Annotated in this window: 22 protein-coding genes; 19 read left to right on the top strand and 3 right to left on the bottom strand. The window is 40.7% G+C overall.

Annotated elements, in window-relative coordinates; all coding sequences use genetic code 11:
* The first annotated feature begins 99 nt into the window (after positions 1–99).
* The 3 genes from LY624_RS09425 to LY624_RS09415 all read left to right on the top strand — a co-directional run bounded on the left by LY624_RS09425 (position 100) and on the right by LY624_RS09415 (position 2,350).
* Positions 100–924 (top strand): alpha/beta fold hydrolase, encoded by an 825-nt coding sequence (locus tag LY624_RS09425; RefSeq protein WP_341802850.1) that lies wholly within the window; start codon positions 100–102, stop codon positions 922–924.
* Between the two features lie 9 nt (positions 925–933).
* Positions 934–1,806: a PhzF family phenazine biosynthesis protein gene (locus LY624_RS09420; protein ID WP_341802849.1), complete on the top strand. Its 873-nt coding sequence runs from the start codon at positions 934–936 to the stop codon at positions 1,804–1,806.
* Positions 1,807–2,038: 232 nt separating this feature from the next.
* Entirely contained in the window at positions 2,039–2,350 is a 312-nt protein-coding gene (locus LY624_RS09415) for an EthD family reductase (protein WP_130150027.1), read from the top strand.
* Positions 2,351–2,460: 110 nt separating this feature from the next.
* On the opposite strand, the gene rne is transcribed toward LY624_RS09415, so the two are convergent.
* The gene (gene rne, locus LY624_RS09410; RefSeq protein ID WP_341802848.1) at positions 2,461–5,544 is read right to left on the bottom strand and encodes a ribonuclease E; all 3,084 of its coding nucleotides are present in this window, start codon (positions 5,542–5,544) and stop codon (positions 2,461–2,463) included.
* 617 nt (positions 5,545–6,161) lie between these two features.
* Here rne and rluC point away from each other — a divergent pair.
* Positions 6,162–7,130, top strand: coding sequence for a 23S rRNA pseudouridine(955/2504/2580) synthase RluC (rluC, locus tag LY624_RS09405; protein WP_341802847.1), 969 nt, complete (start codon positions 6,162–6,164; stop codon positions 7,128–7,130).
* Complete coding sequence (locus LY624_RS09400) at positions 7,117–7,809, top strand: HAD family hydrolase (protein WP_341802846.1); 693 nt, start codon at positions 7,117–7,119, stop codon at positions 7,807–7,809. The genes rluC and LY624_RS09400 overlap by 14 nt, the downstream gene beginning before the upstream one ends.
* On the opposite strand, the gene LY624_RS09395 is transcribed toward LY624_RS09400, so the two are convergent.
* Positions 7,757–8,353 carry a Maf family protein gene (locus tag LY624_RS09395; protein WP_341802845.1) on the bottom strand — a complete coding sequence of 199 codons (597 nt, stop codon included), beginning with the start codon at positions 8,351–8,353 and terminating at the stop codon, positions 7,757–7,759. The two genes, LY624_RS09400 and LY624_RS09395, sit on opposite strands and share 53 nt — an antisense overlap.
* A gap of 141 nt (positions 8,354–8,494) precedes the next feature.
* Here LY624_RS09395 and yceD point away from each other — a divergent pair, with 141 nt between their 5' ends.
* The 14 genes from yceD to LY624_RS09325 all read left to right on the top strand — a co-directional run bounded on the left by yceD (position 8,495) and on the right by LY624_RS09325 (position 20,194).
* Positions 8,495–9,019, top strand: a complete 525-nt coding sequence (yceD, locus tag LY624_RS09390) for a 23S rRNA accumulation protein YceD (RefSeq protein ID WP_130150022.1) — start codon at positions 8,495–8,497, stop codon at positions 9,017–9,019.
* A gap of 10 nt (positions 9,020–9,029) precedes the next feature.
* The gene (rpmF, locus tag LY624_RS09385) at positions 9,030–9,200 is read left to right on the top strand and encodes a 50S ribosomal protein L32 (RefSeq protein WP_062569235.1); all 171 of its coding nucleotides are present in this window, start codon (positions 9,030–9,032) and stop codon (positions 9,198–9,200) included.
* An 11-nt stretch (positions 9,201–9,211) separates the two neighbouring features.
* Positions 9,212–10,240: a phosphate acyltransferase PlsX gene (plsX, locus tag LY624_RS09380; protein ID WP_130150021.1), complete on the top strand. Its 1,029-nt coding sequence runs from the start codon at positions 9,212–9,214 to the stop codon at positions 10,238–10,240.
* Between the two features lie 70 nt (positions 10,241–10,310).
* Positions 10,311–11,237, top strand: a complete 927-nt coding sequence (gene fabD, locus LY624_RS09375) for an ACP S-malonyltransferase (RefSeq protein WP_341802844.1) — start codon at positions 10,311–10,313, stop codon at positions 11,235–11,237.
* A gap of 11 nt (positions 11,238–11,248) precedes the next feature.
* Positions 11,249–11,995: a 3-oxoacyl-ACP reductase FabG gene (fabG, locus tag LY624_RS09370; protein WP_130150019.1), complete on the top strand. Its 747-nt coding sequence runs from the start codon at positions 11,249–11,251 to the stop codon at positions 11,993–11,995.
* A 238-nt stretch (positions 11,996–12,233) separates the two neighbouring features.
* Entirely contained in the window at positions 12,234–12,470 is a 237-nt protein-coding gene (gene acpP, locus LY624_RS09365) for an acyl carrier protein (protein WP_016707440.1), read from the top strand.
* Positions 12,471–12,587: 117 nt separating this feature from the next.
* Entirely contained in the window at positions 12,588–13,826 is a 1,239-nt protein-coding gene (gene fabF / locus LY624_RS09360) for a beta-ketoacyl-ACP synthase II (protein ID WP_130150018.1), read from the top strand.
* A gap of 57 nt (positions 13,827–13,883) precedes the next feature.
* A complete protein-coding gene (gene pabC, locus LY624_RS09355; RefSeq protein ID WP_237118455.1) occupies positions 13,884–14,696 on the top strand; it encodes an aminodeoxychorismate lyase in 813 nt (270 codons plus the stop codon).
* Complete coding sequence (mltG, locus tag LY624_RS09350) at positions 14,693–15,673, top strand: endolytic transglycosylase MltG (RefSeq protein ID WP_341802843.1); 981 nt, start codon at positions 14,693–14,695, stop codon at positions 15,671–15,673. The genes pabC and mltG overlap by 4 nt, the downstream gene beginning before the upstream one ends.
* A 15-nt stretch (positions 15,674–15,688) precedes the next feature.
* Entirely contained in the window at positions 15,689–16,315 is a 627-nt protein-coding gene (tmk, locus tag LY624_RS09345) for a dTMP kinase (protein WP_237118458.1), read from the top strand.
* Position 16,316: 1 nt separating this feature from the next.
* Positions 16,317–17,210: a DNA polymerase III subunit gene (locus LY624_RS09340; RefSeq protein ID WP_341802842.1), complete on the top strand. Its 894-nt coding sequence runs from the start codon at positions 16,317–16,319 to the stop codon at positions 17,208–17,210.
* Between the two features lie 8 nt (positions 17,211–17,218).
* A complete protein-coding gene (locus LY624_RS09335) occupies positions 17,219–17,545 on the top strand; it encodes a PilZ domain-containing protein (RefSeq protein ID WP_062569227.1) in 327 nt (108 codons plus the stop codon).
* A gap of 13 nt (positions 17,546–17,558) precedes the next feature.
* Positions 17,559–18,338: a TatD family hydrolase gene (locus tag LY624_RS09330; RefSeq protein WP_341802841.1), complete on the top strand. Its 780-nt coding sequence runs from the start codon at positions 17,559–17,561 to the stop codon at positions 18,336–18,338.
* On the top strand, positions 18,338–20,194 hold the full coding sequence (locus LY624_RS09325) for an alkaline phosphatase D family protein (RefSeq protein ID WP_341804398.1): 1,857 nt from the start codon (positions 18,338–18,340) through the stop codon (positions 20,192–20,194). The genes LY624_RS09330 and LY624_RS09325 overlap by 1 nt, the downstream gene beginning before the upstream one ends.
* 63 nt (positions 20,195–20,257) lie before the next feature.
* On the opposite strand, the gene LY624_RS09320 is transcribed toward LY624_RS09325, so the two are convergent.
* Positions 20,258–21,568 carry an O-antigen ligase family protein gene (locus tag LY624_RS09320; RefSeq protein ID WP_205989506.1) on the bottom strand — a complete coding sequence of 437 codons (1,311 nt, stop codon included), beginning with the start codon at positions 21,566–21,568 and terminating at the stop codon, positions 20,258–20,260.
* Between the last annotated feature and the right edge of the window lie 62 nt (positions 21,569–21,630).

The following is a 21,630-nucleotide window of genomic DNA, read 5'->3' as shown; positions in this document are numbered from 1 at the left end:
CTTTGCAATAACAGAGCGGCAAAGCATTGTCTTTACGTATAAAAGTAATATTACAGTGGAAGATCTAATAAATCACTGACGAATATATAAGGATAACAAGTGAAATCAATATGCATTTTATTGCTGGCAATTGTTACGTTTAGTTCTGTAGCTAAAACGGGTTTTGTAAAAGTGAACGGCTATAAGGTTGAATACGAAATAAAAGGCCATGGCCAACACACTCTTTTTCTTGAGGCGGGTGGTTCGGCAGGTTTATCTGATTGGGATGCGATATTTGAACAATTATCAAGCAAAGCTAAGGTGATTAGATATTCGCGTATTGGCAATGGCGGCTCCGAAAAAGTAACTAAAAACTACAGTTCTGAAGAATATGCAGATGAAGCACATACCTTACTGACAGCGCTGAATATAAATGAACCTGTTATTTATATTGCTCACTCATATGGTGCTTATATAGCAAGGGTTTTTGCCTCACGTTATCCAGGTAAGCTCTCTGCACTGATGTTAATTGAGCCTGCGTCTGAACATGATGTTGATATTATGCGCCAGATAGATTTGCAACAAGCAGAAAAAGAGATAGCACAGGTAAAGTTAGACGATCTTGCGACTGGAATGTCAAATCAGTATTTGGATTTTTGGTCTAAGCGTCCATTACCTGATTATCCTGACATTCCTGATATACCAGTTACAGTCATTGCTTCTGTTAAAAAGTTTGCTAACCCCCCACTTTTATTTTTTACCGATAAAGGAAGGGAGCTTTGGGGGAAACTTCATTCAGAGTGGGCTGCGCAGTTTCCGCAAGGAGAAAGTGTTTTAACCAGTAATAGTTATCACTTTGTACAAAATGATGAGCCTGATATGGTGATTGCTGAAATTGAAAAGCTGATGTCACGCACTCAGTCACAGTCGTTATATCCACAATGAGAAATCGATTTGAAAAATATTAATGTCTTTTTAGTTAACTCCTTTACTGCACAGGAGAGCGGTGGGAATCCTGCAGGTGTTGTTTTAAATGCCGATGAGCTTTCTGATAGTCAGAAATTAGCAATAGCTCAAGAAGTTGGCTTTTCAGAAACGGCGTTTGTTTCACGCGACCCTGAAGCTGATTTTGCGGTATCATTTTTTACGACCACTACTGAAGTCGATTTTTGTGGTCATGCGACACTCGCTGTGTTTTCAACTTTGTTTCGACATGGCCTTGTTAAAGCAGGTAGCTATACACAGAGAACCAAAGCAGGTTTACTTGGTGTCAGCATTGATGAAAGTGGCCTAGTTACCATGGAGCAAGCCTTACCGCAGTTTTTAGGCACGTTCAGATACGATGAGATAGCAAAATTAATCGGGATTGATGTGAGTGTATTATCATCAACCAAGATGCCTATTGAGGTTATATCAACAGGCTTGGCAGATATAATTGTGCCTGTCCCTTTTGGTACACTCGATAAAATTAGTTGCGATGACTCTTTGATTGCTGATTTTAGTAAAATACATAATGTTGTAGGCATTCACGCCTTTGAGCTTGAGAACACGCAAAGCCCTATAACTGCAAGCTGCCGCAATTTTGCGCCTTTATTTGGTATTTCGGAGGAATCCGCAACAGGTAGTGCGAGTGGGGCGCTTGCCTGTTATTTAACAAAGCATGTTTTTATAAATTCGAATAATCACTTTGTATTTGAGCAAGGTCGAGCAATGGGCTGTTCTTCATTAATTACCGCGTCAGTTGAATCTAATAATAAGCAAATTAAGAAAGTGATTGTCGGTGGTACAGCCAATGAAATAGGCACTAGGCGTCTATCTGTGAGCTAATTCTTACATAAGGCCGCAAGGCCTTTAGTTTTACACAGTATTTGCCTGCCTTTGTGTATTTTCGTTAACTTACTATTGCTCTGTAGTCAGCGTTATCAACTAACTTAGTTTATAAATCCCATCTTAAAAGGCCATTGTAACTTTACCCAACATACAGTAGGTTTAATGTGCCTTATTTAGGTTTTATGTGTGTTTGGCTCTAGGGTTAACTTTATAACTAAAGGTGAAAACAATGATAAAAGTAAGTGTTATGTATCCTAATAGTGACAAGGCATTCTTTGACATAAATTATTATGTAAATACTCATTTTCCACTAGTCTCAGGATTATTGGGGGACGCGTTGATTGGAGTGAGTGTTGACTCTGGTTTATCGGGCGGGACTATTAATGAAAAACCTGCCTTTATCGCGATTGGACATTTGATGTTTGATTCTTTAAAAGCATTTGAGGATTCATTTAGCCCTCATGCAGAGGAGATCCTTGCAGATTTACCGAACTTTACAAACTTACAACCACAAGTTCAGATCAATAAGGTTGAAATTTAAGTTAGGCCGTTAATACACTTATTAAGTGCGTTGGTATTTATGTAACTCAGTAAAAATAAAAAAAGCCGCGTTATGTTGATAACGCGGCTTCATTTATTTGCTGAAGCTTATCAGTCTACTAGCATTGTTTTTGCCATTTCAGCATTTGCTTTTCCTGCAGGCTTTATTGAACCTGCACGTAAGCCGCTGTCTGGAATAGCAACACGCTTATCATGCGACATGGCTGCTGGAGTAGGCTGTGGCTCACTATCTGCAACTGGTGCAGGTTTAGCCATTGCAGCGCTTGCTGAACCTTTCACTAAAATTGTTTTCTCATTTTTAGTAGGCTCTTCAGCTTGTACTGGTTCTTCAGCTTTTACTGGTTCTTCAGTTTGTACTGGTTCTTCAGTTTGTACTGGTTCTTCAGTCTGTACTGGTTCTTCAGCTTGTACTGGCTCTTCAGTTTTTACAGGTTCTTCAGTTTGTACTGGTTCTTCAGCTTTCACTGGCTCTTCAGTTTGTACTGGTTCTTCAGTTTTTACTGGCTCTTCAGTTTTTACTGGCTCTTCAGTTTGTACTGGTTCTTCAGTTTTTACTGGTTCTTCAGCTTTCACAGGTTCTTCAGTTTGTACTGGTTCTTCAGTTTGTACTGGTTCTTCAGTTTGTACTGGTTCTTCAGTTTGTACTGGTTCTGCAGCTTTTACTGGTTCTTCAGTTTGAGCTTGCTTTGCCTTTAGTTCAGCTTCATATTCAGCAGCAGCTTGATCTGCAACTGGGATGAATGCTGGTGCATCAGTTTTCTCATCACTCGATTTTTCATCGTGCTCTGGGCGACGACGACGTTGACCTGCGGCACGTAAGTGACGCGGCGAACGACGAGAGCGAGTACGTGGTTGGGCTTGCTCTTCTTCAGTTGATGTTTCAACCACTGATTCAGCTTGCTCTGCTTGTTTAGGCTCAGTGTCAGCTTTTACAGGTTCTGTAGGTACTTGCTTTTCAGCAACAGGTTGTTCTGCCTGTTCAGTCTCAACAGCTACAGCTTCTTTTGCAGGCTTAGCTGGTTTCTCTGCTTGCTCAACTGTTTCAGTCGTAGTGTTTACTGTATTTGATTCATCTGCGTTTTCGTCTGTTACGCGAACTTTTTTGCGCAAGTTACGACGTTGACGACGAACCTTAGGCTTTGTCTCTTTAGGTTGCTCAGATTGTTTTTCTTGAGCAGTGCCTTTTGTAGTTTGTTCTACATCGTCATTACGTTTTTCATTACGTTTTCTGTTGTTAGAATTACGACGACGTTTGTTGCGGTTCTCGTTCCCTTCTTTTTGCTCAGGCTTATTCGAAGTGTTTGTGTTTTCTTCTTTAGCTTGTGCATCATCAGGACGCTTATTACGAGAATTGCGACGACGTTGATTGTTGCTACGGCGACGGTTGTCGTTGTTGCGACGATTGTTACTACGTCTTTGCGCTGCTTTTTTCTCTTCTTGCTCTTTTTCTGCTTCAGCTTCGGCATTGCTGAATAACGATTTGAAGAACTTACCAATTGCAGCAAATAAACCACCTTCAGACTTTTTAGCCGCTGGAGCCGGTTGTTCAGCTTTTGGTGCAGCTTGAGGAGCAGGCGTTGTAGGCATAACAACACCTTTTAACACAGGTTCTTCACGAACAGGTGCAGAAGGTGATTTAGCCATTTCGAATGATTCTGGTTCAGGCGCAACGACTTGCTCGTAGCTTACGGTTTCAATTGTTTCATCTTTGCGTAAGCGAACCACTTCATAATGAGGTGTTTCTAAATGTTGATTTGGAATAATTACGACATCAACATTATGGCGCTTTTCAATACGGTGTACGCTACGGCGCTTTTCATTTAACAAATAAGCGGCAACAGCGACAGGCACTTGCGCATTAACTTGCGATGTGTTGTCTTTAATCGCTTCTTCTTCAAGTAAACGAAGAATTGAAAGGGCAATTGACTCATTTGAACGAATAGTACCTTGGCCGCTACAACGAGGACATGGGCCTTGGCTTGCTTCACCTAATGATGGACGTAAGCGCTGACGTGACATTTCAAGTAGACCAAAGCGAGAGATCTTACCAATTTGTACACGAGCACGGTCTGGACGCGCTGCATCTTTTAAACGGTTTTCAACTTCACGTTGGTGACGAGGTGGAGTCATATCGATGAAATCAATAACAATAAGACCACCTAAATCACGTAAACGTAATTGACGGGCAATCTCGTCAGCCGCTTCTAAGTTTGTATTAAGCGCCGTTTCTTCGATATCACCGCCTTTTGTGGCTTTTGATGAGTTAATATCGATAGACGTTAATGCTTCTGTTGGGTCAATAACAATTGAGCCACCTGACGGTAAGCGAACTTCGCGTTGGAATGCTGATTCGATTTGGCTTTCGATTTGGTAATGTGTGAATAAAGGCACATCACCTTGGTACAGTTTCACACGGCTCATGAAGTCAGGGCGGAAGCGCTCAATATGCGCTTTTGCTTCTTCAAATACGCGTGCTTTATCAATTAAAATCTCACCAATATCACGACGTAGATAGTCACGAATAGCGCGGAAAATAACGTTGCTTTCTTGATGAATTAAAAATGGAGCTGGGCCGCTGTCAGCAGCTTGTTGAATCGCTTCCCAATGAACTAACAGTGCTTTTAAATCGTACTCAAGTTCTTCAAATGATTTACCAACACCGGCTGTACGAACAATTAAGCCCATACCTTTAGGTAATTCTAAACGGCTTAGTGCTTCTTTTAATTCAGTACGCTCATCACCTTCGATGCGGCGAGAAATTCCCCCAGCACGTGGGTTGTTTGGCATCAGTACTAAGTAGCTGCCAGCAACGCTGATAAAGGTTGTTAGCGCAGCACCTTTTTGGCCGCGCTCTTCTTTATCAACTTGTACAATGACTTCTTGACCTTCTTTAATTACGTCACGAATATTCGGACGACCTTGGAAAGTATAGCCTTGTGGGAAGTAAGTGCGTGCGATCTCTTTTAATGGCAGAAAACCATGTCTTTCAGCACCGTAATCAACAAAGGCTGCTTCAAGAGATGGTTCGATACGGGTAATTTTACCCTTGTAAATGTTGGCTTTTTTTTGTTCGTGACCCGGGCTTTCGATATCTAAATCATACAGGCGCTGGCCATCAACCAGTGCAACGCGCATTTCTTCTTGCTGCGTCGCATTGATTAGCATACGTTTCATATTGTTACTCTACTAATTCTGTCGCTGACATGACGATTCATCTCGTCTGTTCAGTAGCTTTTGACGGTTGTTTTTGTGCAATCTCACGACTGGTTAAGGTCAAAAACCTTTATTGTATGCATACATTGAGCGTGTCTATGGTGTGGCTGACAATAACATGCTGTCACGTTATTAAATTCTTTTTGGTGCCAAAACTGCCGTTCTTATCTACGGCTCTTTATTACGAGTTCTGTCCAGAAGTCGACCATGTTCAAATTGTGATTCAATGTCTTGCTACAATTGTAAATTCTGAACGACGTTTTTACGTCGTCACTATCAGACAATTTATCTGTTCAATTGCTTTTTTAATCATTTATCAACATTCGTGCTCAAATTATGCAGGCAATATATTACGCGCATCGCCGATAATTGAACGCTCGTGTTGGCTGGGCAGTTATAAAAGCTTTGGAAAACTTAGCGCGGATCTGTATGATCGGCAACCCAGAATATGCATCACGAATGTATTAATGTGATAAAAAGCACCGTTGTTAATTGCAAACTTACGTTGCGTTAGTGATTATCCCACTATTACAACCGCGTTAGCAACTAAATTATTTACTTAAATCAGTGATTAGGCAATGTCAGAAAAAACCGGCTTACAAGTATCATTCGTTACCATCAGTGAAGACCATTTGGGTCAACGCATTGATAACTTTCTTATTACTCACCTAAAAGGTGTGCCTAAAAGTGCAGTGTATAAAATTCTTCGTAAAGGCGAAGTACGAGTAAATAAAAAACGTATAAAACCAGTTTATAAATTACAACTTGATGATGTTGTAAGAATCCCGCCAATCAAAGTGGCTGAAAAAGAAGAGTTCGTACCTAAAAAGCTCGACAAAGTTAAACAGCTTGAAGACGCTATTTTATTTGAAGATAAGTACTTGATGGTGATTAATAAGCCTTCTGGTATGGCCGTGCATGGCGGTAGTGGCCTAAGTTATGGCTTAATTGAGGCACTGCGTGTACTTCGTCCAGAAGAGCGTAGCTTAGAGCTTGTGCACCGTTTAGACCGCGATACATCGGGTTGTTTGCTCATTTCTAAACGTCGTTCAGTGCTGACTGATTTACATAAGCAGTTACGTGAAAAAACCATGGAGAAAAACTATTGGGCATTAGTCGATGGTCAATGGGATGCTAAAACTAAAAATGTTACCGAAGGACTTCGTAAAAACACCTTAAAATCAGGTGAGCGTGTTGTGAGGGTTGATAACACCGAAGGTAAACCATCGCACACACGTTTTCGGGTGCTTGAGCGATATGCAGAGTGTTCATTAGTGCAAGCGTCTCCGGTAACTGGCCGTACTCACCAAATTCGTGTGCATACACAATGTAAGGGGCATCCTATTGCTTGTGATGATAAATACGGTGTCGCAGAGTTTGACCAATACGTGAATAAGCTGACTGGTTTAAATCGTTTGTTTTTACATGCCCATGATTTACGCTTTATGCACCCTAAAAACGAAACAACGATGCATGTTGAAGCGCCATTAGACAAAGCGTTAAGTAACTGTATTAAAAAATTACGTGCTGATAATGAACAAATTTAAGCTGGTTATTTTTGATTGGGATGGCACGGTGATGGATTCTGTGCCGAAAATTGTTACGTGTTTGCAAAATACTGCCAAACAGCTTGGTATCGATATACCAACAGAGCAGCAAGCAAAAGATGTGATTGGCTTATCGCTAACCAAAGCGACTGAAGCACTTTTTCCGGCGCATTTACATTTAAATGATGAGCTAGTCGCAGGCTACAAAGCCCAATACCGTGAGTTAGATGTCACACCTACACCGTTATTCGCTGATGTAGAAACGGTATTAAATCAGCTAAGCGACGCAGGTATGCAATTGGCGGTGGCTACCGGTAAAGGGCGTGAAGGTATCGATAGGTTACTTAAAGAATCAGGCCTTGGTAAGTACTTTGTTAATGTAAAGTGCTCTGACGATGCTAAGTCGAAGCCATCACCAGATATGCTTGAGCAAATTTTACGCGAGCAAGACATAGCTGAGCGCGACGCTGTGATGATTGGTGACAGTCAACTGGATATGGCAATGGCCAATGCTGCGGGTATTGCCTGTATTGGTGTCAGTTTTGGTGCCCATAGTAAGGCGCAGTTAGAACAACATACGCCATTATGTGTTGTTGATTCATACCAACAATTACTACAAGTTTTAACTACGCCTCTTGCAGTGTTAACACATCAACATCAAATTCAGCCAGCAGTTTAGTTAAAGTGATCAGTGGCAGACCTATCAGTGTATTTGGGTCATCGCCACTGAGCTTTTCAAATAAGCAAATACCTAACCCTTCACTTTTAAAGCTGCCGGCGCAATTATAAGGCTGCTCAGCATCGCAATAAGCATTTATTTGCGCAAGTGTTAGTGTTTTGAATGTCACTTCAAAAGGCACCACAGTAGTGATAGCTTTATTGCTTTTGACATCAAAAACACTCAAACCTGTTAAGAATGTAACCGTATGACCACTGAATGAGGATAACTGTGCAACTGCATTATCTTTAGTGTGGGGCTTTCCTAAAATCGCATTGTTAAATACTGCAACCTGATCAGAGCCTATTACTAAACCTTCATCAAAATGCTGTGTTGCTACACGCGCTTTTTGTTCACTTAAACGCTTTACTAGTTGCTCAGGTGTTTCACCCGCGATAGGGGATTCATCAATTTCTGGAGAGAAACTTTGAAAAGGTAAGTTGAACTTAGTTAATAATTGCTGTCTAAATGGTGAGCTTGAGGCTAATATAAGTGTTGGTTTCATAAAAAATTCTGGATGAAAATTGTATTTCGCCAAGGATAAGCCACAATGAACCCGAAAACAAAGCGGAAGATCGTTAAAAACCGACTAAAAATGGTTTTTTACTTTGACTAACTTACTAACTATCTATATGATGCAGCCCCTATGCAAAAGGTGAAAATTCCCATCACTCTTCATCCCAGCAAAGCAGCACAACATCGTTTATCTTATGACGGTATTGTTCCGCTTGAAAAACTTTCTCGTTTAGAGCAAGTTGTGCAGGAGGAAGCAGGTGAAATAGCGGTAAAGATTCATTGCAAAATTGATGAGCAAGGTTTGGTAGTGATAAGTGGTAACTTATCAACACATGTAACTGTTACTTGTCAACGATGCAATGGTGATTTAGGGTTGGATTTGGATCAAGACTTTGTGTATTCGCCAGTCGGTTTGGATGCAGAGTCAGATCATCTTCCTGCAGGTTACGATGAAGTAGAACTGGACGAAAACGGTGAAATCAACGTGTTTGAGTTAATCGAAGACGAATTGATTTTAGCTATTCCAATAGTGCCTACACACAACGAAGCCTCGTGCAGTTATTCATCAGAGCCTTCAAGCTTTGGTAAATTAGCAGCAGAAGATGACAAACCAAATCCATTTGATATTTTGAAACAACTTAAGAAAGATTCTTAGGAGAAGACTAATGGCTGTACAAAAAAGCAAAAAGTCTCGTGCAAGACGCGGCATGCGCCGTTCACACGATGCGATCAATGGTCCAACTTTAACTGTAGATCAAGTTTCTGGTGAGACTCATCGTCGTCACCACGTAACTGCTGACGGTTACTACAAAGGCGTTAAAGTAATTTCTAACTAAGAGATTGCTATATGCTGACCAATCTAACCATAGCGTTAGATATGATGGGGGGCGATTATGGCCCCCGTTCATCTATCCCCGCTGCCGTTAACGCGGTAAATGCTAATACCAACTTAAGACTCATCTTATGTGGTAATCAGCAAGTTATTTTAAAAGAACTCGAAGCACTCGATTCGTTATCTCATCCTCGTTTAATTATTCGCCATTGTAGCGAAGTTGTCACAAATGCGTGTGAGCCTGCTTCAGCGGTTCGTTCTAAAAAAGATTCATCAATGCGAGTTGCCCTCGATTTAGTTAAATCGGGTGAAGCGCAAGCCTGTGTAAGCTCCGGTAATACGGGCGCGTTGTTTTTTATGGCGCATTACGTATTAAAAATGCTGCCAGGTGTAAAACGTCCTGCCCTTATTTCTGCTGTTCCAACTGAACGGAAAACACCTGTTTACTTACTTGATTTAGGGGCGAATGTGCATTGTGATGCGCAAACACTTTATCAATTTGGCATTATGGGTTCTGTGGTAGCAGGGCAGGCCCTTGATTGCGAAAACCCAAGAGTCAGTTTATTAAATATTGGCTCTGAAGACATCAAAGGGCATGAAGGAATAAAACAAGCTGCACAATTAATGCAGCAGTGTAAATATCTCAACTATACAGGGTATAGCGAAGGCAGTGATATTTTCAGTGGCAAAGCCGATGTAATTGTGTGCGAAGGATTTGTAGGTAATGTGGCACTTAAAACCTGTGAAGGTATTGCCAAGCTTATTATGCATAAACTCACCAAAGCCTTACACAAACATTTCTTATACAAAAGTTTGGCTTTTTTACTGCGCCCAGTAATAAAAAAGCTCTACAAACGGGTGAACCCCGACCAGTATAACGGCGCAAGTCTGGTAGGATTGCGCGGTATTGTTGTTAAAAGCCATGGTAATGCCTCTGCGAAGGCGTTTCATGCTGCTATTGATGAAGCCGCGCGGGAAGTCGAACGCCAACTCCCTGAAAAAATCGCTGCGATTTTTGAGCAAACACATCCAACAACAAAGTAGTGCAGCATAGTTAAAACTTGTTATGCTGCCTGCTACAGAATATTTTTTTGTTTAATTATAAGAGCAAAGTATGGCACATAAAATTGCACTCGTATTCCCAGGTCAAGGCTCACAAACTGTGGGTATGTTATCTGAACTATTAGCTGATTCACAAATTGCTAAAGCAACATTTGCTGAAGCATCTGAGGCTCTTGGCTATGATCTCGCTGCGCTTGTACTAAATGGTCCAGAAGAAGAATTAAATCAAACCCATCGTACACAACCAGCACTTTTAACTGCTAGTGTTGCTATTTACCGTCAATGGTTAGATGCAAACCCTGATGCTGAGGTTGTTATGGCTGGTCACAGCTTAGGCGAGTATTCAGCATTAGTTTGTGCTGGCGTTGTAAGCTTAAGCGAAGCCGTTAAACTCGTTGAAAATCGTGGTTTATACATGCAAGAAGCAGTACCTGCGGGTGTTGGTTCTATGGCTGCAATCATCGGCTTAGGTGACGACGAAATTAAAGCAGCGTGTGAAGCATCAGCAAATGGTGAAGTTGTTTCACCAGTTAACTACAACTCACCAGGTCAGGTTGTTATTGCAGGGCATAAAGCCGCGGTTGAACGTGCATCAGAAGCATGTAAAGAAGCAGGTGCTAAACGCGCTTTACCACTGGCAGTAAGTGTACCTTCTCACTGTGAACTAATGAAACCAGCCGCTGAGAAATTAGCTGCTGATTTAGCTGCTTTAACATTTAATACACCTAAGTGTGATGTCATCAACAACGTTGATGTAAAAGCTGCGCAGTCAAGCGAGGCAATTAAAGATGCATTAGTACGTCAACTTTACAGCCCAGTACGCTGGACTGAGACAGTACAGGCATTAGTTGCACAAGGTATTACACAAAGTTATGAGTTTGGCCCAGGTAAAGTACTTACGGGTCTTGCGAAACGAATTGATAAAGCAATGGTATGCGCTGCGGTTAATACGCAAGCTGCTATTGATGAAGCGAAATAAGTAGGAATAGAATGACAAATTTATTTTCTCTTGAGGGCAAAGTTGTCCTTATCACTGGGGCAAGTCGTGGTATTGGTAAAGCGATTGCAGAGACGTTAGTTGCACAAGGTGCAAAAGTAGCCGGTACTGCAACAAGCGAATCAGGTGCTGCTAAAATCAGTGAATACCTAGGTGACAACGGTAAAGGTTATGCCCTTAACGTTACAGAACCTGAGTCGATTGAGGCAACACTTGCTGCTATCAAGGCTGATTTAGGTGATATTGACGTATTAGTTAACAATGCTGGTATCACTCGCGATAACTTGTTAATGCGTATGAAAGACGGTGAGTGGGATGACATCATCGATACTAACCTAAGCTCAATTTTCCGTTTATCTAAGGCTGTTTTACGCCCTATGATGAAAAAGAAAAACGGCCGTATCATTAATATCGGTTCTGTCGTGGGCACGATGGGTAATGCGGGTCAAGCTAACTATGCTGCAGCGAAAGCGGGTGTAATTGGTTTTACTAAGTCATTAGCGCGAGAAGTTGCATCACGTGGTATTACAGTAAACGTTGTTGCACCCGGTTTTATTCAAACCGATATGACTGACGAGCTGACTGAAGAGCAAAAAGCAGCTACGCTTGCAAATGTACCTGCAGGTCGCCTTGGCCAACCTGACGAAATCGCAGCAGCAGTGTGTTATTTAGCGTCAGATGCAGCGGCGTATGTATCAGGTGAAACATTGCATGTAAATGGTGCGATGTATATGGTTTAATGAAAGTTAGCTTGAAAAAGCTAACGAAAGTTTATCGAAAAATATTGAATTTTTTGTGATCTTGCTTTAAACATACTTGAATTCGCTGTGAAAATAAGCGATAAATGAACAAATACCAATCAAGAGGTTTGACCAGATAAGTTATTATCAGCAAATCCTTGAATCACAGAATTATGCGGCGTAAACTACGCCGCAATCTGAAAATAACGCATTGGCGTTTTTAATAAAGGAAAGAAGAATGAGCGACATCCAAGAACGCGTAAAGAAAATTATCATTGAGCAACTAGGTGTTAAAGAAGAAGAAGTAAAACATGAAGCTTCTTTCGTAGATGACTTAGGTGCTGATTCACTTGATACTGTAGAACTAGTAATGGCTCTTGAAGAAGAGTTCGATACTGAGATCCCAGACGAAGAAGCTGAAAAGATCACTACAGTTCAAGCTGCAATCGATTACGTTACAGCTCACGCTGAGTAATTTTACGCATTTTGATTTTAAGGGCAGCATTACGCTGCCCTTAGTCTATCTGAAGAATGATACTAATAAATTTGGTATACACCCCACCTAAAATAATTTCCTTATTGGAGGCAACCCGTGGCTAAACGTCGAGTCGTCGTAACTGGCTTAGGAATGTTGACACCGCTAGGTAATGATGTTGAATCTACTTGGCAAGGTTTGTTAAACGGTAAAAGTGGTATTCAAACTATCACGCATTTCGATACCTCAAGTTTCGGCACCAAATTCGCAGGTTTGCTGAATGACTTTGATGCATCAGCTTACATGTCACCGAAAGATGCAAAGAAAATGGATTTGTTTATCCAATATGGCATTGCAGCGGGTGTACAAGCACTACAAGATTCTGGTCTAGAGATCACTGAAGAAAACGCCACTCGTGTTGGTGTAGCAGTGGGTTCTGGTATCGGTGGTTTAACTTTAATTGAAGAAAACCACATTAAACTATTAAACAGCGGCCCGCGTAAGCTTTCTCCGTTTTACGTGCCTTCGACCATTATCAATATGATCTCTGGTCATTTATCGATTATGCACGGTTTACGTGGTCCAAATATTTCAATCGTTACAGCCTGTACCACAGGCCTGCATAACATTGGTCATGCTGCGCGTATGATTGCATACGGCGATGCAGATGCAATGGTAGCCGGTGGTGCTGAAAAAGCATCGACACCAATTGGCATGGGTGGCTTTAACGCTGCACGTGCATTATCAACTCGTAACGACGATCCACAAGCAGCATCACGCCCTTGGGATAAAGACCGTGATGGTTTTGTGCTTGCTGATGGTGCAGGTGTTATCGTACTGGAAGAATATGAGCATGCTAAAGCACGTGGCGCGAAAATCTATGCTGAACTGGTCGGTTTTGGTATGAGTGGTGATGCATATCACATGACGTCTCCACCAGAGGACGGTGCTGGCGCAGCCCTTGCGATGGAAAATGCACTAAACGATGCAAAAGTTAATGCAGACCAAGTTGGCTACATTAATGCTCACGGTACATCGACTAATGCAGGTGATAAAGCCGAAACATCAGCCGTTAAAACTATTTTTGGTGATGCAGCGAAAGATGTGATGGTAAGTTCATCTAAATCAATGATGGGTCACTTGTTAGGTGCGGCAGGCTCGGTAGAGTCGATCATTACTATCTTGTCATTGGTTGATCAGAAAGTAAGCCCGACTATCAATCTTGATAACCCTGATGAAGGCTGTGATTTAGATTATGTACCGCACACTGCACGTGACGCTAAATTGGATTACGCACTATGTAATTCATTTGGTTTTGGCGGTACTAATGGCTCGTTGCTGTTTAAAAAGGTATAATTCTTTTTAACAACGGACTAAAAAGAAGAGCCCAGTTGTTTAACTGGGCTTTTTTGTATGAGCAAATTAAAACAGACAATAAAAATAACCAATTCAGATTCCACAATAAGCACCCAAGATCGTGGTTTAAATTATGGTGATGGCTTTTTTACAACAGCTTCTATTGTTGATGCTTGCATTGAGCATTGGGACTTACATAAAGCGCGTTTAGTTGAATGCGCTGAGCGATTATTTTTCCCTGAATTAGATTTAAACGAAATAGAGCAAGTAGTTAACAAAGCGATTTGCGATACACGCAGTGGCATATTAAAAGTTGTCGTGACCCGTGGCGCAGGTGGACGGGGTTATGGTTTACCTGACGAGCCAACTGTCCAAGTGCTGATCAGCGTATTACCTCAGGTTTCACATTATAAAAATTGGCAAGAGCAGGGTGTAAGCCTTGCAATCAGTGATATCAGGCTTTCACATCAACCTTTACTTGCTGGACTAAAAACCTTGAATCGCTTAGAGCAGGTGCTTATCAAACATCACATGCACTCTATCGAGTGTGATGACGTTATAGTGCTTGATTATGATGACAATGTGATTGAGTGCTCTGCAGCAAATCTATTTGCGATTAAAGACGGTCAAATCGTTTCCCCCAAGTTAGACTGCTGTGGCATCACAGGGGTTTATCTAAGCGCTTTATGTGATAAGTTAGCCATTAAGTTTAAAGCAATCCAAGTTGATGAGTTTTTAGCGATGGATGCAGTGTTTATGTGTAACAGTTTAATGGGCGTGGTTCCTGTAGCAAACATTGCTGATACACAGTTTGATATTACGTACAGTAAAGCATTATTAAAGGCGCAATTTGCCAAGGAGAGTCAGTGATTAAAGTCATTGTTAGCGTGCTATTATTAGCATTGCTATGTTGTGGTATTGGTTATCAACAACTTCAATCAGCATTGAAAATGCCGTTAAAAGTTGAAGACAATACTTTATTCAAAGTAGAGCGTGGCACTGGCTTTAATCAGCTTTGCCAAGCATGGCAAACAAATCACTGGGTTGATAGCTGCTTTAAGTTTCAAGTACTCGCTAAATTAGATCCTACGCTTACTGATTTAAAAGCGGGTCTTTATGAACTGGATACAAGCGCTGTTATTGATAATATTCGCCGCATCAATCAAGGCGCACAAGTAAGCTTTAGCTTCACCATTATTGAAGGTCAGCCACTTCGTGACGTCGTTGCCAATATCCAAAAGCAAGCCTATTTAACCCAAGATTTAGATACAGAAAATTTAGCGACGCAGATAAGTAACACACAAGAAAATTTAGAAGGCTGGTTATTTCCTGACACCTATCATTACCATAGTGAAGATAGCGCCAGCGGCTTATTAAAACGTGCATACAGTAAAATGCAGCAAGAATTAGATACAGCGTGGCAAAATCGAGCGCAAGATTTAGTATTAAATTCGCCCTATGAAGCGTTGATTCTTGCTTCTATTATTGAAAAAGAAACAGGCCTTGCAAGCGAGCGACCCATGATTTCAGCGGTGTTTACTAATCGTTTGAAAAGCAATATGCGACTGCAAACTGATCCAACCGTGATTTATGGTATAGGTGCTAATTTCGACGGAGATATTAAGCGCAAAGATCTAACTACTTACACGCCGTATAATACATACAAAATTAAAGGACTACCGCCAACACCGATTGCAATGCCATCTCGAGCAGCTTTGCTTGCAGCGGTCAACCCACCTGAGTCTGAGTATGTATATTTTGTATCGAAAGGGGATGGTAGCCATCAATTTTCGAAGACATTACAAGAGCATAACCGTGCTGTGCAGCAGTACCAGTTGAACAAATAACCAGAATAGAGTCATATGACAGCGAAATTTATAGTGATTGAAGGCCTCGAAGGTGCTGGAAAATCAACGGCAATAGCCGTATGCCAAGCTTATTTAGAGAACAAACAAGTCGATTTTATGAATGTGCGTGAGCCTGGTGGCACACCAATGGCTGAAGAACTTCGCAATATTGTTAAGCAAGATCACACAGAACAAGTAACGGGTGAAACTGAGTTATTGATTATGTACGCTGCACGTTCTCAGTTAGTTGAAAATGTGATTAATCCTGCCCTTGAGAAAGGCACATGGGTTTTAGGCGATCGCCATGATCTTTCATCACAAGCCTACCAAGGCGGTGGTCGTGGCATTGAGCAAACTAAGTTATCATTTTTAGCTGATATGGTATTAAAAGGGTTAAAACCAGATTTGACCATTTATTTAGATATTGACCCTGTTGTCGGTCTTGCTCGTGCCAAAGGCCGTGGTGAACTTGACCGTATTGAACAAGAGGCGCTAGGCTTTTTTGAGCGCACTCGCGCACGCTACCTTGAAATTGCTAAAACTGACAGTAGTATCAAAACAGTGGATGCAAACCAAACAATGCCCAAGGTGCATGCGGCAATAATTACTGTACTTGACAACTTTTTTGCTGGATTAAACTAATATGCCTTTGCCATGGCTTGAAAGTCTTTATCAGCAATTAGCCCATAGCTTTTCGCAGCAGCGTTTTCATCATGCACAGCTGTTTAATGGTGATAAAGGGGTGGGTAAACAACATTTAGTCGATTCACTCGCCGATGGTCTGCTATGTGCTTCACCTGTGCAATTAAGAGCGTGTGGTCATTGTAAAAGTTGTCAGCTTAATCAAGCAGGAACGCATCCAGATAAGCGAATTGTGAGAGTTGATGGACAAACAATTGGTGTTGATGAAATTCGCGATATCACTCACTTTATTAATCATTCCGCGGCACAAAATGGCAACAAAGTAGTTGTTCTTGAACAATGTCATAAAATGACCACTGCGGCAGCGAATGCCTTATTAAAAACACTTGAAGAGCCAAGCTTAAACCGTTATTTGCTTTTAACCTGTGAGCAAACAGCTTTATTGCCCGCGACTATTCTAAGTCGCTGTGCTGTGCATGAAGTCAAAGTTGATAGTTCAATTACGACACAATGGTTAGCCTCTTTAAGTATTCCTAATTACTCTTGGTTAGCATTATTTGCTAGTCAACCGCTTTTAGTGGAGCAGTGGCATAAAGAGCATCAGTTAGGCTCTGTTGACTTACTTTATAAATTTGCAACTGAGATAAAAGACAGCCATAATTTCAGCACGTTAGTCGATATATTAAATAAAGATCATAGTCTTGTTAATGTATTTGCTCTGTTTTTAACTGAACACCTTAAAACGCAATTAGTATTAGGTATGGACTTTTTTAGCTATCAAAAAGCACAAACTGCACTTTCTGAGTTTCTTTACAATAGTTCTCATGTGCTTGGCTTAAATATGTCACTTGCCATTTCACAATTAGCGTTGACTTTACGTGAGAGCCAAAATTAGGACATAGTGTGCAAGAATTACTAGTAGATATTGAAGACTTAGACGAGCTATATCGCTGTTATATGCCTTACTTAAAAAACGGTGGTTTATTTGTTCGCACGAATATGCGTTTTGAAATGGGGCATTCATTAGCATTAAAAGTAACATTACCTGATGCACTTGAAGATGATGTAATTACAGGTAAGGTTACATGGATTACACCTCAAGGGGCTCAGAGCTCTAATCCACCAGGTATCGGTGTAAGCTTTATTGATGATAAAACCAATTTGAATGCTAAAATCGAAAAACTACTTGGGACTATGTTAAACTCAGGCAATCCGACCTATACCATGTAATAAAAGTTGTACCATGATTGTAGATTCACATTGTCATTTAGACCGCCTTGATTTCGATAAACTCGACCTTAATTTAGACCAAGTGTTAGAAAATGCACGGGCGAAAAAAGTTGAGCATTTTCTTTGTGTTAGCGTTACATTAGATCAGTTTCCAAGCATGTTGGATAAAATCAAAAATTACCCTGATGTATCAGCATCTTGTGGGGTACACCCGCTAGATCAAAAGGATGCGCTTGATAAGCAAACACTGATCAACCTTGCCAGTCACGACAAAGTGGTTGCGATTGGCGAAACAGGGCTTGATTATTACTACTCAAAAGATACACATATTGTTCAACAAGAAAGTTTTGTTGGCCACATTGAAGTTGCTAATGAGCTTAATAAACCGCTTATTATTCATACCCGAGATGCTCGAGAAGACACCATCAACTTAATGCGTTCACACAACGCAGAGAAATGCGGGGGGGTATTACACTGCTTTACCGAAAATTGGGATATGGCCAAAAAAGCCATTGATATGGGCTTTTATATTTCAATTTCAGGTATTGTTACGTTTAAAAATGCAGTTGAGTTAAAAGATGTTGTTAAGCAAATTCCGCTTGACCGTTTATTAATAGAAACAGATTCTCCTTATTTGGCGCCTGTCCCATATCGTGGTAAAACAAATCAACCTGCCTACGTTGAAGATGTTGCTTATTATATTTCTGAACTGAAGGGGCTTAGTTTCAACGAGTTAGCCGAAGCAACAACCAATAACTTTTACTCGTTGTTTAAGCAAGCTAAAAGGGCATAATAGTGAGCGGCGTATCGAACTTACCTCAGCTAATTATGGGGCCAATGGTACGCCGTGCAGATGCAGGGCGAGTGTGCTTTCAGTTTGTTACTACCACGCCTTGCCAATACCGAATTGAGTTCACAGGTGTTGAAACCTTCTCAAACTTTGAGTCTATCCAACTTGGGCAAAACATTTATTTAAATTTTATCAATGTAATGCCTGCCAGTGGCGAATTTGCGGTTGACTCACTGATCTACTACATATTGCATGATAAAGAAAATTGCCTTGATTTGTCAGCATATTGCTATGAACGTGCGGAATCTCCTGCATTTGTGATCCCTAATAGGCTCGATAGAATTCTTCATGGCTCGTGTCGTAACCCTCATCACCCCGCAAAAGACAGTCTCGTTGCTGCAGATAATTGGCAAAATGACCAGCGTCAGTCGCTTAATGCAGGTGCTGACTTATTACTGTTATCTGGCGACCAAATATACGCGGATGACGTAGCAGGGCCCATGCTACTCGCGATTGAAAAAGTGATTAGTTTATTTGGCCTGTTTGAAGAGGCTGAGCTTGATTTAGATTTACCAACAGGGTTCGAGCAGCAACTTTACCAGCGCCATTTAAACTTACCTAAGGTGCCTTGGCAAAAACGAAGCAAATTTGGTGTTGGTTATTGGCTTAAAAAAGACGAACCGCATTTTTCAAGCTTAAAAGCTGAGAATCACTTAATTCATTTTCAAGAGTTTATAGCGCTTTATCTACTAAACTTTAGTGCGGTTACTTGGCAGTTAATTGAATTTGACGCAATCGAATGTCCTGCATTGCCCCCTAAATACGCTAATTTATTTAAACTTGAAAAAGAAGCGCTGGTTGGATTCGCACAAGGCCTGCGTAGTGTTGAAAGATTATTTGCGAATGTGTCAACATTAATGATGTTTGATGACCACGATGTCACTGATGATTGGAATTTAACAGCAGGGTGGGAGCAAGCTATCTATCAGCACCCAGCTAGTAAGCGTATTGTAAATAATGGCTTAATTAGTTACTGGCTAATGCAAGGGATTGGTAATGATGCCGGTGACAAAACATTTGAGCTTTTGCCTGCATTTAAGCGAAGTTTTTCAACTAATCTATGGGATTTTAAGGGATTCGATAAGCACATTTTAGATTTTAATCATTGGCACTACGAACTTAATACCATACCCAAAGTGGTGGTACTGGATACCCGAACTCACCGTTGGCGCAATGAGCAAAACTTCAATGAACCTTCAGGATTACTTGATTGGGAGAGGCTTACGGAATTGGAAGAAAGCTTATTATCTCACGATAAAGTGATTATTGTTTCCCCAGCCCCAGTGTTTGGTGTTAAATCAATTGAAGCAATCCAAGCGATTTTTAATTTTTGTGGTCAGCCTTTACTTGTCGATGTAGAAAATTGGATGGCCCATGAGGGCTCGGCCAAAAAGTTGTTGGATACATTCCGTCGTGAAGATACGCCAAAAGAAACCTTGATTCTTTCTGGTGATGTACATTACTCCTTTTGTTTCTCTGTGCAAAAACGCTTTGGTAAACATAAAAACCGTATTTGGCAGCTCACTGCTAGTGGCATTAAAAATGAGTTTCCTCGAAAGCTTATCAATGTGTTAGATAAACTAGATTCAATTCTCTACGCGCCAAAAAGCCCACTTAACTTTTTTACTAAGCGTTGGCAAATGGAAGTTGATAAACACAAAACGAAAGGAGAAGGCCAAAAGTACTTGGTGAGTGATGCGGCAATCAGCTTAATTGAGCTCGACAGTGGTTTATTAAAACGCTACGAGCTCATTCATGCTGATAATCGCATCACAGAGTTTGATTTAGAAGAGCAGTAATTTAAGTGAGCGAGTTCTATCAACTCAGCAAATTTTAGCGAATTGATATCGATTATAACCTTTCTACTTTTTTCTTACTCGCTTCGGTGCAGGCAATTGATTAGTTAATATAGCCAAACATAAAATAACTATGAACATGATTGAGTTTGCACCAGCTTGCAGTGAGTAGTCGACTGATGAGTGTAGCATCATTGCGACAATAGCTGTAGCACAGCCAAAAGCAACGCCTTGATACAATGCTGTTTTGCGAGTTCGCATCGTATTGATGCATAACCACAAGCAATACAAAACAAGAACTCCTAACAATAATGTAGTAGGTATGCCTAGCTCAACTGCAAACTGTACGTAATCGTTATGGGCGTTGTCGTAGTATCCAGAGTAAGGCTGAGATTGGTATGCAGGAAACGCCGTATAGAATGTACCACCGCCAGAGCCAAGCAATGGTTTATCTAAAATAAGTGGCACTGAATCGCGAACTACTTCATCACGTGTTTCAGATTGTAAGCTGGTTTCACTTATGCGTTGCTTGACTTTTTCTACATCAAAAATCGCCCCAACTACAATTAAATCAATTATAAAAAAACTGATGATAAGTGGCTTAAATGCTTTTGGTTTTTGCTTATAAAAAAATAATGCCAATAAGCTAACGACTACAAGAGCAATAAAAAATGCTGAATTACCCATCCGGCTACGAGTTAAAATGAGCGCTACTATAATGATAATTAAAGATACACGTAAGATTATTTTAGAACTCAGGGACACTTCTGCAAGTGCACGTAATTTTTGTTTAAAAGAGAGCTTATAGTCGTTCTTTGTACGCTTTAACTCGCTAACTAATAAACCTATACCTAAGCATAAACACAGGGCTAAGTAATTAGCTAAAAAATTAGAATAAGTAAATGTGCCAATGGCGCGATCTGTGTGTTTATATCCAAAAAGGGGACTCACTAAATCTGGTGATAAGTTTAAGTAAGTAGCATACAAGGCTTGAAAAACGCCGGCGAAAATAACAGTGTAAATTAACGCCTTAATCTTCTGTGTACTATTGCAATAAGTAAATATTAACCAGCTTAGCATGAGTAGAAATGTACTTTTTAATAACATCTGTTTAGTTTGAAATGGATCAATGCTAATGCTTAACAGTTGAGCAAAGCATACTAGAATGACGAGGCTCAAACTTGCCAATATAGGCCAACTATAGCGAGGAGGGAATAGCGCTTGGTCACTATTTAAAGCACTGTTAGCAAGGTGAGTAAGAAAATTAAAACAGATTAAAATGCCTATAGCTAAGACTGCCCAAGGTCTATAACTACCCAAAGGTAGAGGAAGTAAAAATAAGATTAAACAAATAAAGAAGAAAATAAAACGATTCAAAATAAACTCAAACAAAATAAAAACGCAGCCGATTGGCTGCGTTTACATAGACTAAAAGTGCA

This window comes from Pseudoalteromonas sp. N1230-9 (assembly GCF_032716425.1).
Classification (GTDB): Bacteria; Pseudomonadota; Gammaproteobacteria; order Enterobacterales; family Alteromonadaceae; genus Pseudoalteromonas.
The sequence above is the reverse complement of the archived record's forward strand: the minus strand, read 5'-3'. Positions and strand labels throughout refer to the sequence as shown.

Excerpts from the sequence above, each read along its gene's own strand:
- rpmF (WP_062569235.1), top strand. The coding sequence starts at position 9,030 with ATGGCTGTACAAAAAAGCAAAAAGTCTCGTGCAAGACGCGGCATGCGC.
- rluC (WP_341802847.1), top strand. The coding sequence starts at position 6,162 with ATGTCAGAAAAAACCGGCTTACAAGTATCATTCGTTACCATCAGTGAA.
- LY624_RS09330 (WP_341802841.1), top strand. The coding sequence starts at position 17,559 with ATGATTGTAGATTCACATTGTCATTTAGACCGCCTTGATTTCGATAAA.
- LY624_RS09415 (WP_130150027.1), top strand. The coding sequence starts at position 2,039 with ATGATAAAAGTAAGTGTTATGTATCCTAATAGTGACAAGGCATTCTTT.
- pabC (WP_237118455.1), top strand. The coding sequence starts at position 13,884 with ATGAGCAAATTAAAACAGACAATAAAAATAACCAATTCAGATTCCACA.
- LY624_RS09400 (WP_341802846.1), top strand. The coding sequence starts at position 7,117 with ATGAACAAATTTAAGCTGGTTATTTTTGATTGGGATGGCACGGTGATG.
- fabD (WP_341802844.1), top strand. The coding sequence starts at position 10,311 with ATGGCACATAAAATTGCACTCGTATTCCCAGGTCAAGGCTCACAAACT.
- fabG (WP_130150019.1), top strand. The coding sequence starts at position 11,249 with ATGACAAATTTATTTTCTCTTGAGGGCAAAGTTGTCCTTATCACTGGG.
- rne (WP_341802848.1), bottom strand. The coding sequence starts at position 5,544 with ATGAAACGTATGCTAATCAATGCGACGCAGCAAGAAGAAATGCGCGTT.
- acpP (WP_016707440.1), top strand. The coding sequence starts at position 12,234 with ATGAGCGACATCCAAGAACGCGTAAAGAAAATTATCATTGAGCAACTA.
- LY624_RS09340 (WP_341802842.1), top strand. The coding sequence starts at position 16,317 with ATGCCTTTGCCATGGCTTGAAAGTCTTTATCAGCAATTAGCCCATAGC.
- LY624_RS09395 (WP_341802845.1), bottom strand. The coding sequence starts at position 8,353 with ATGAAACCAACACTTATATTAGCCTCAAGCTCACCATTTAGACAGCAA.
- tmk (WP_237118458.1), top strand. The coding sequence starts at position 15,689 with ATGACAGCGAAATTTATAGTGATTGAAGGCCTCGAAGGTGCTGGAAAA.
- yceD (WP_130150022.1), top strand. The coding sequence starts at position 8,495 with ATGCAAAAGGTGAAAATTCCCATCACTCTTCATCCCAGCAAAGCAGCA.
- plsX (WP_130150021.1), top strand. The coding sequence starts at position 9,212 with ATGCTGACCAATCTAACCATAGCGTTAGATATGATGGGGGGCGATTAT.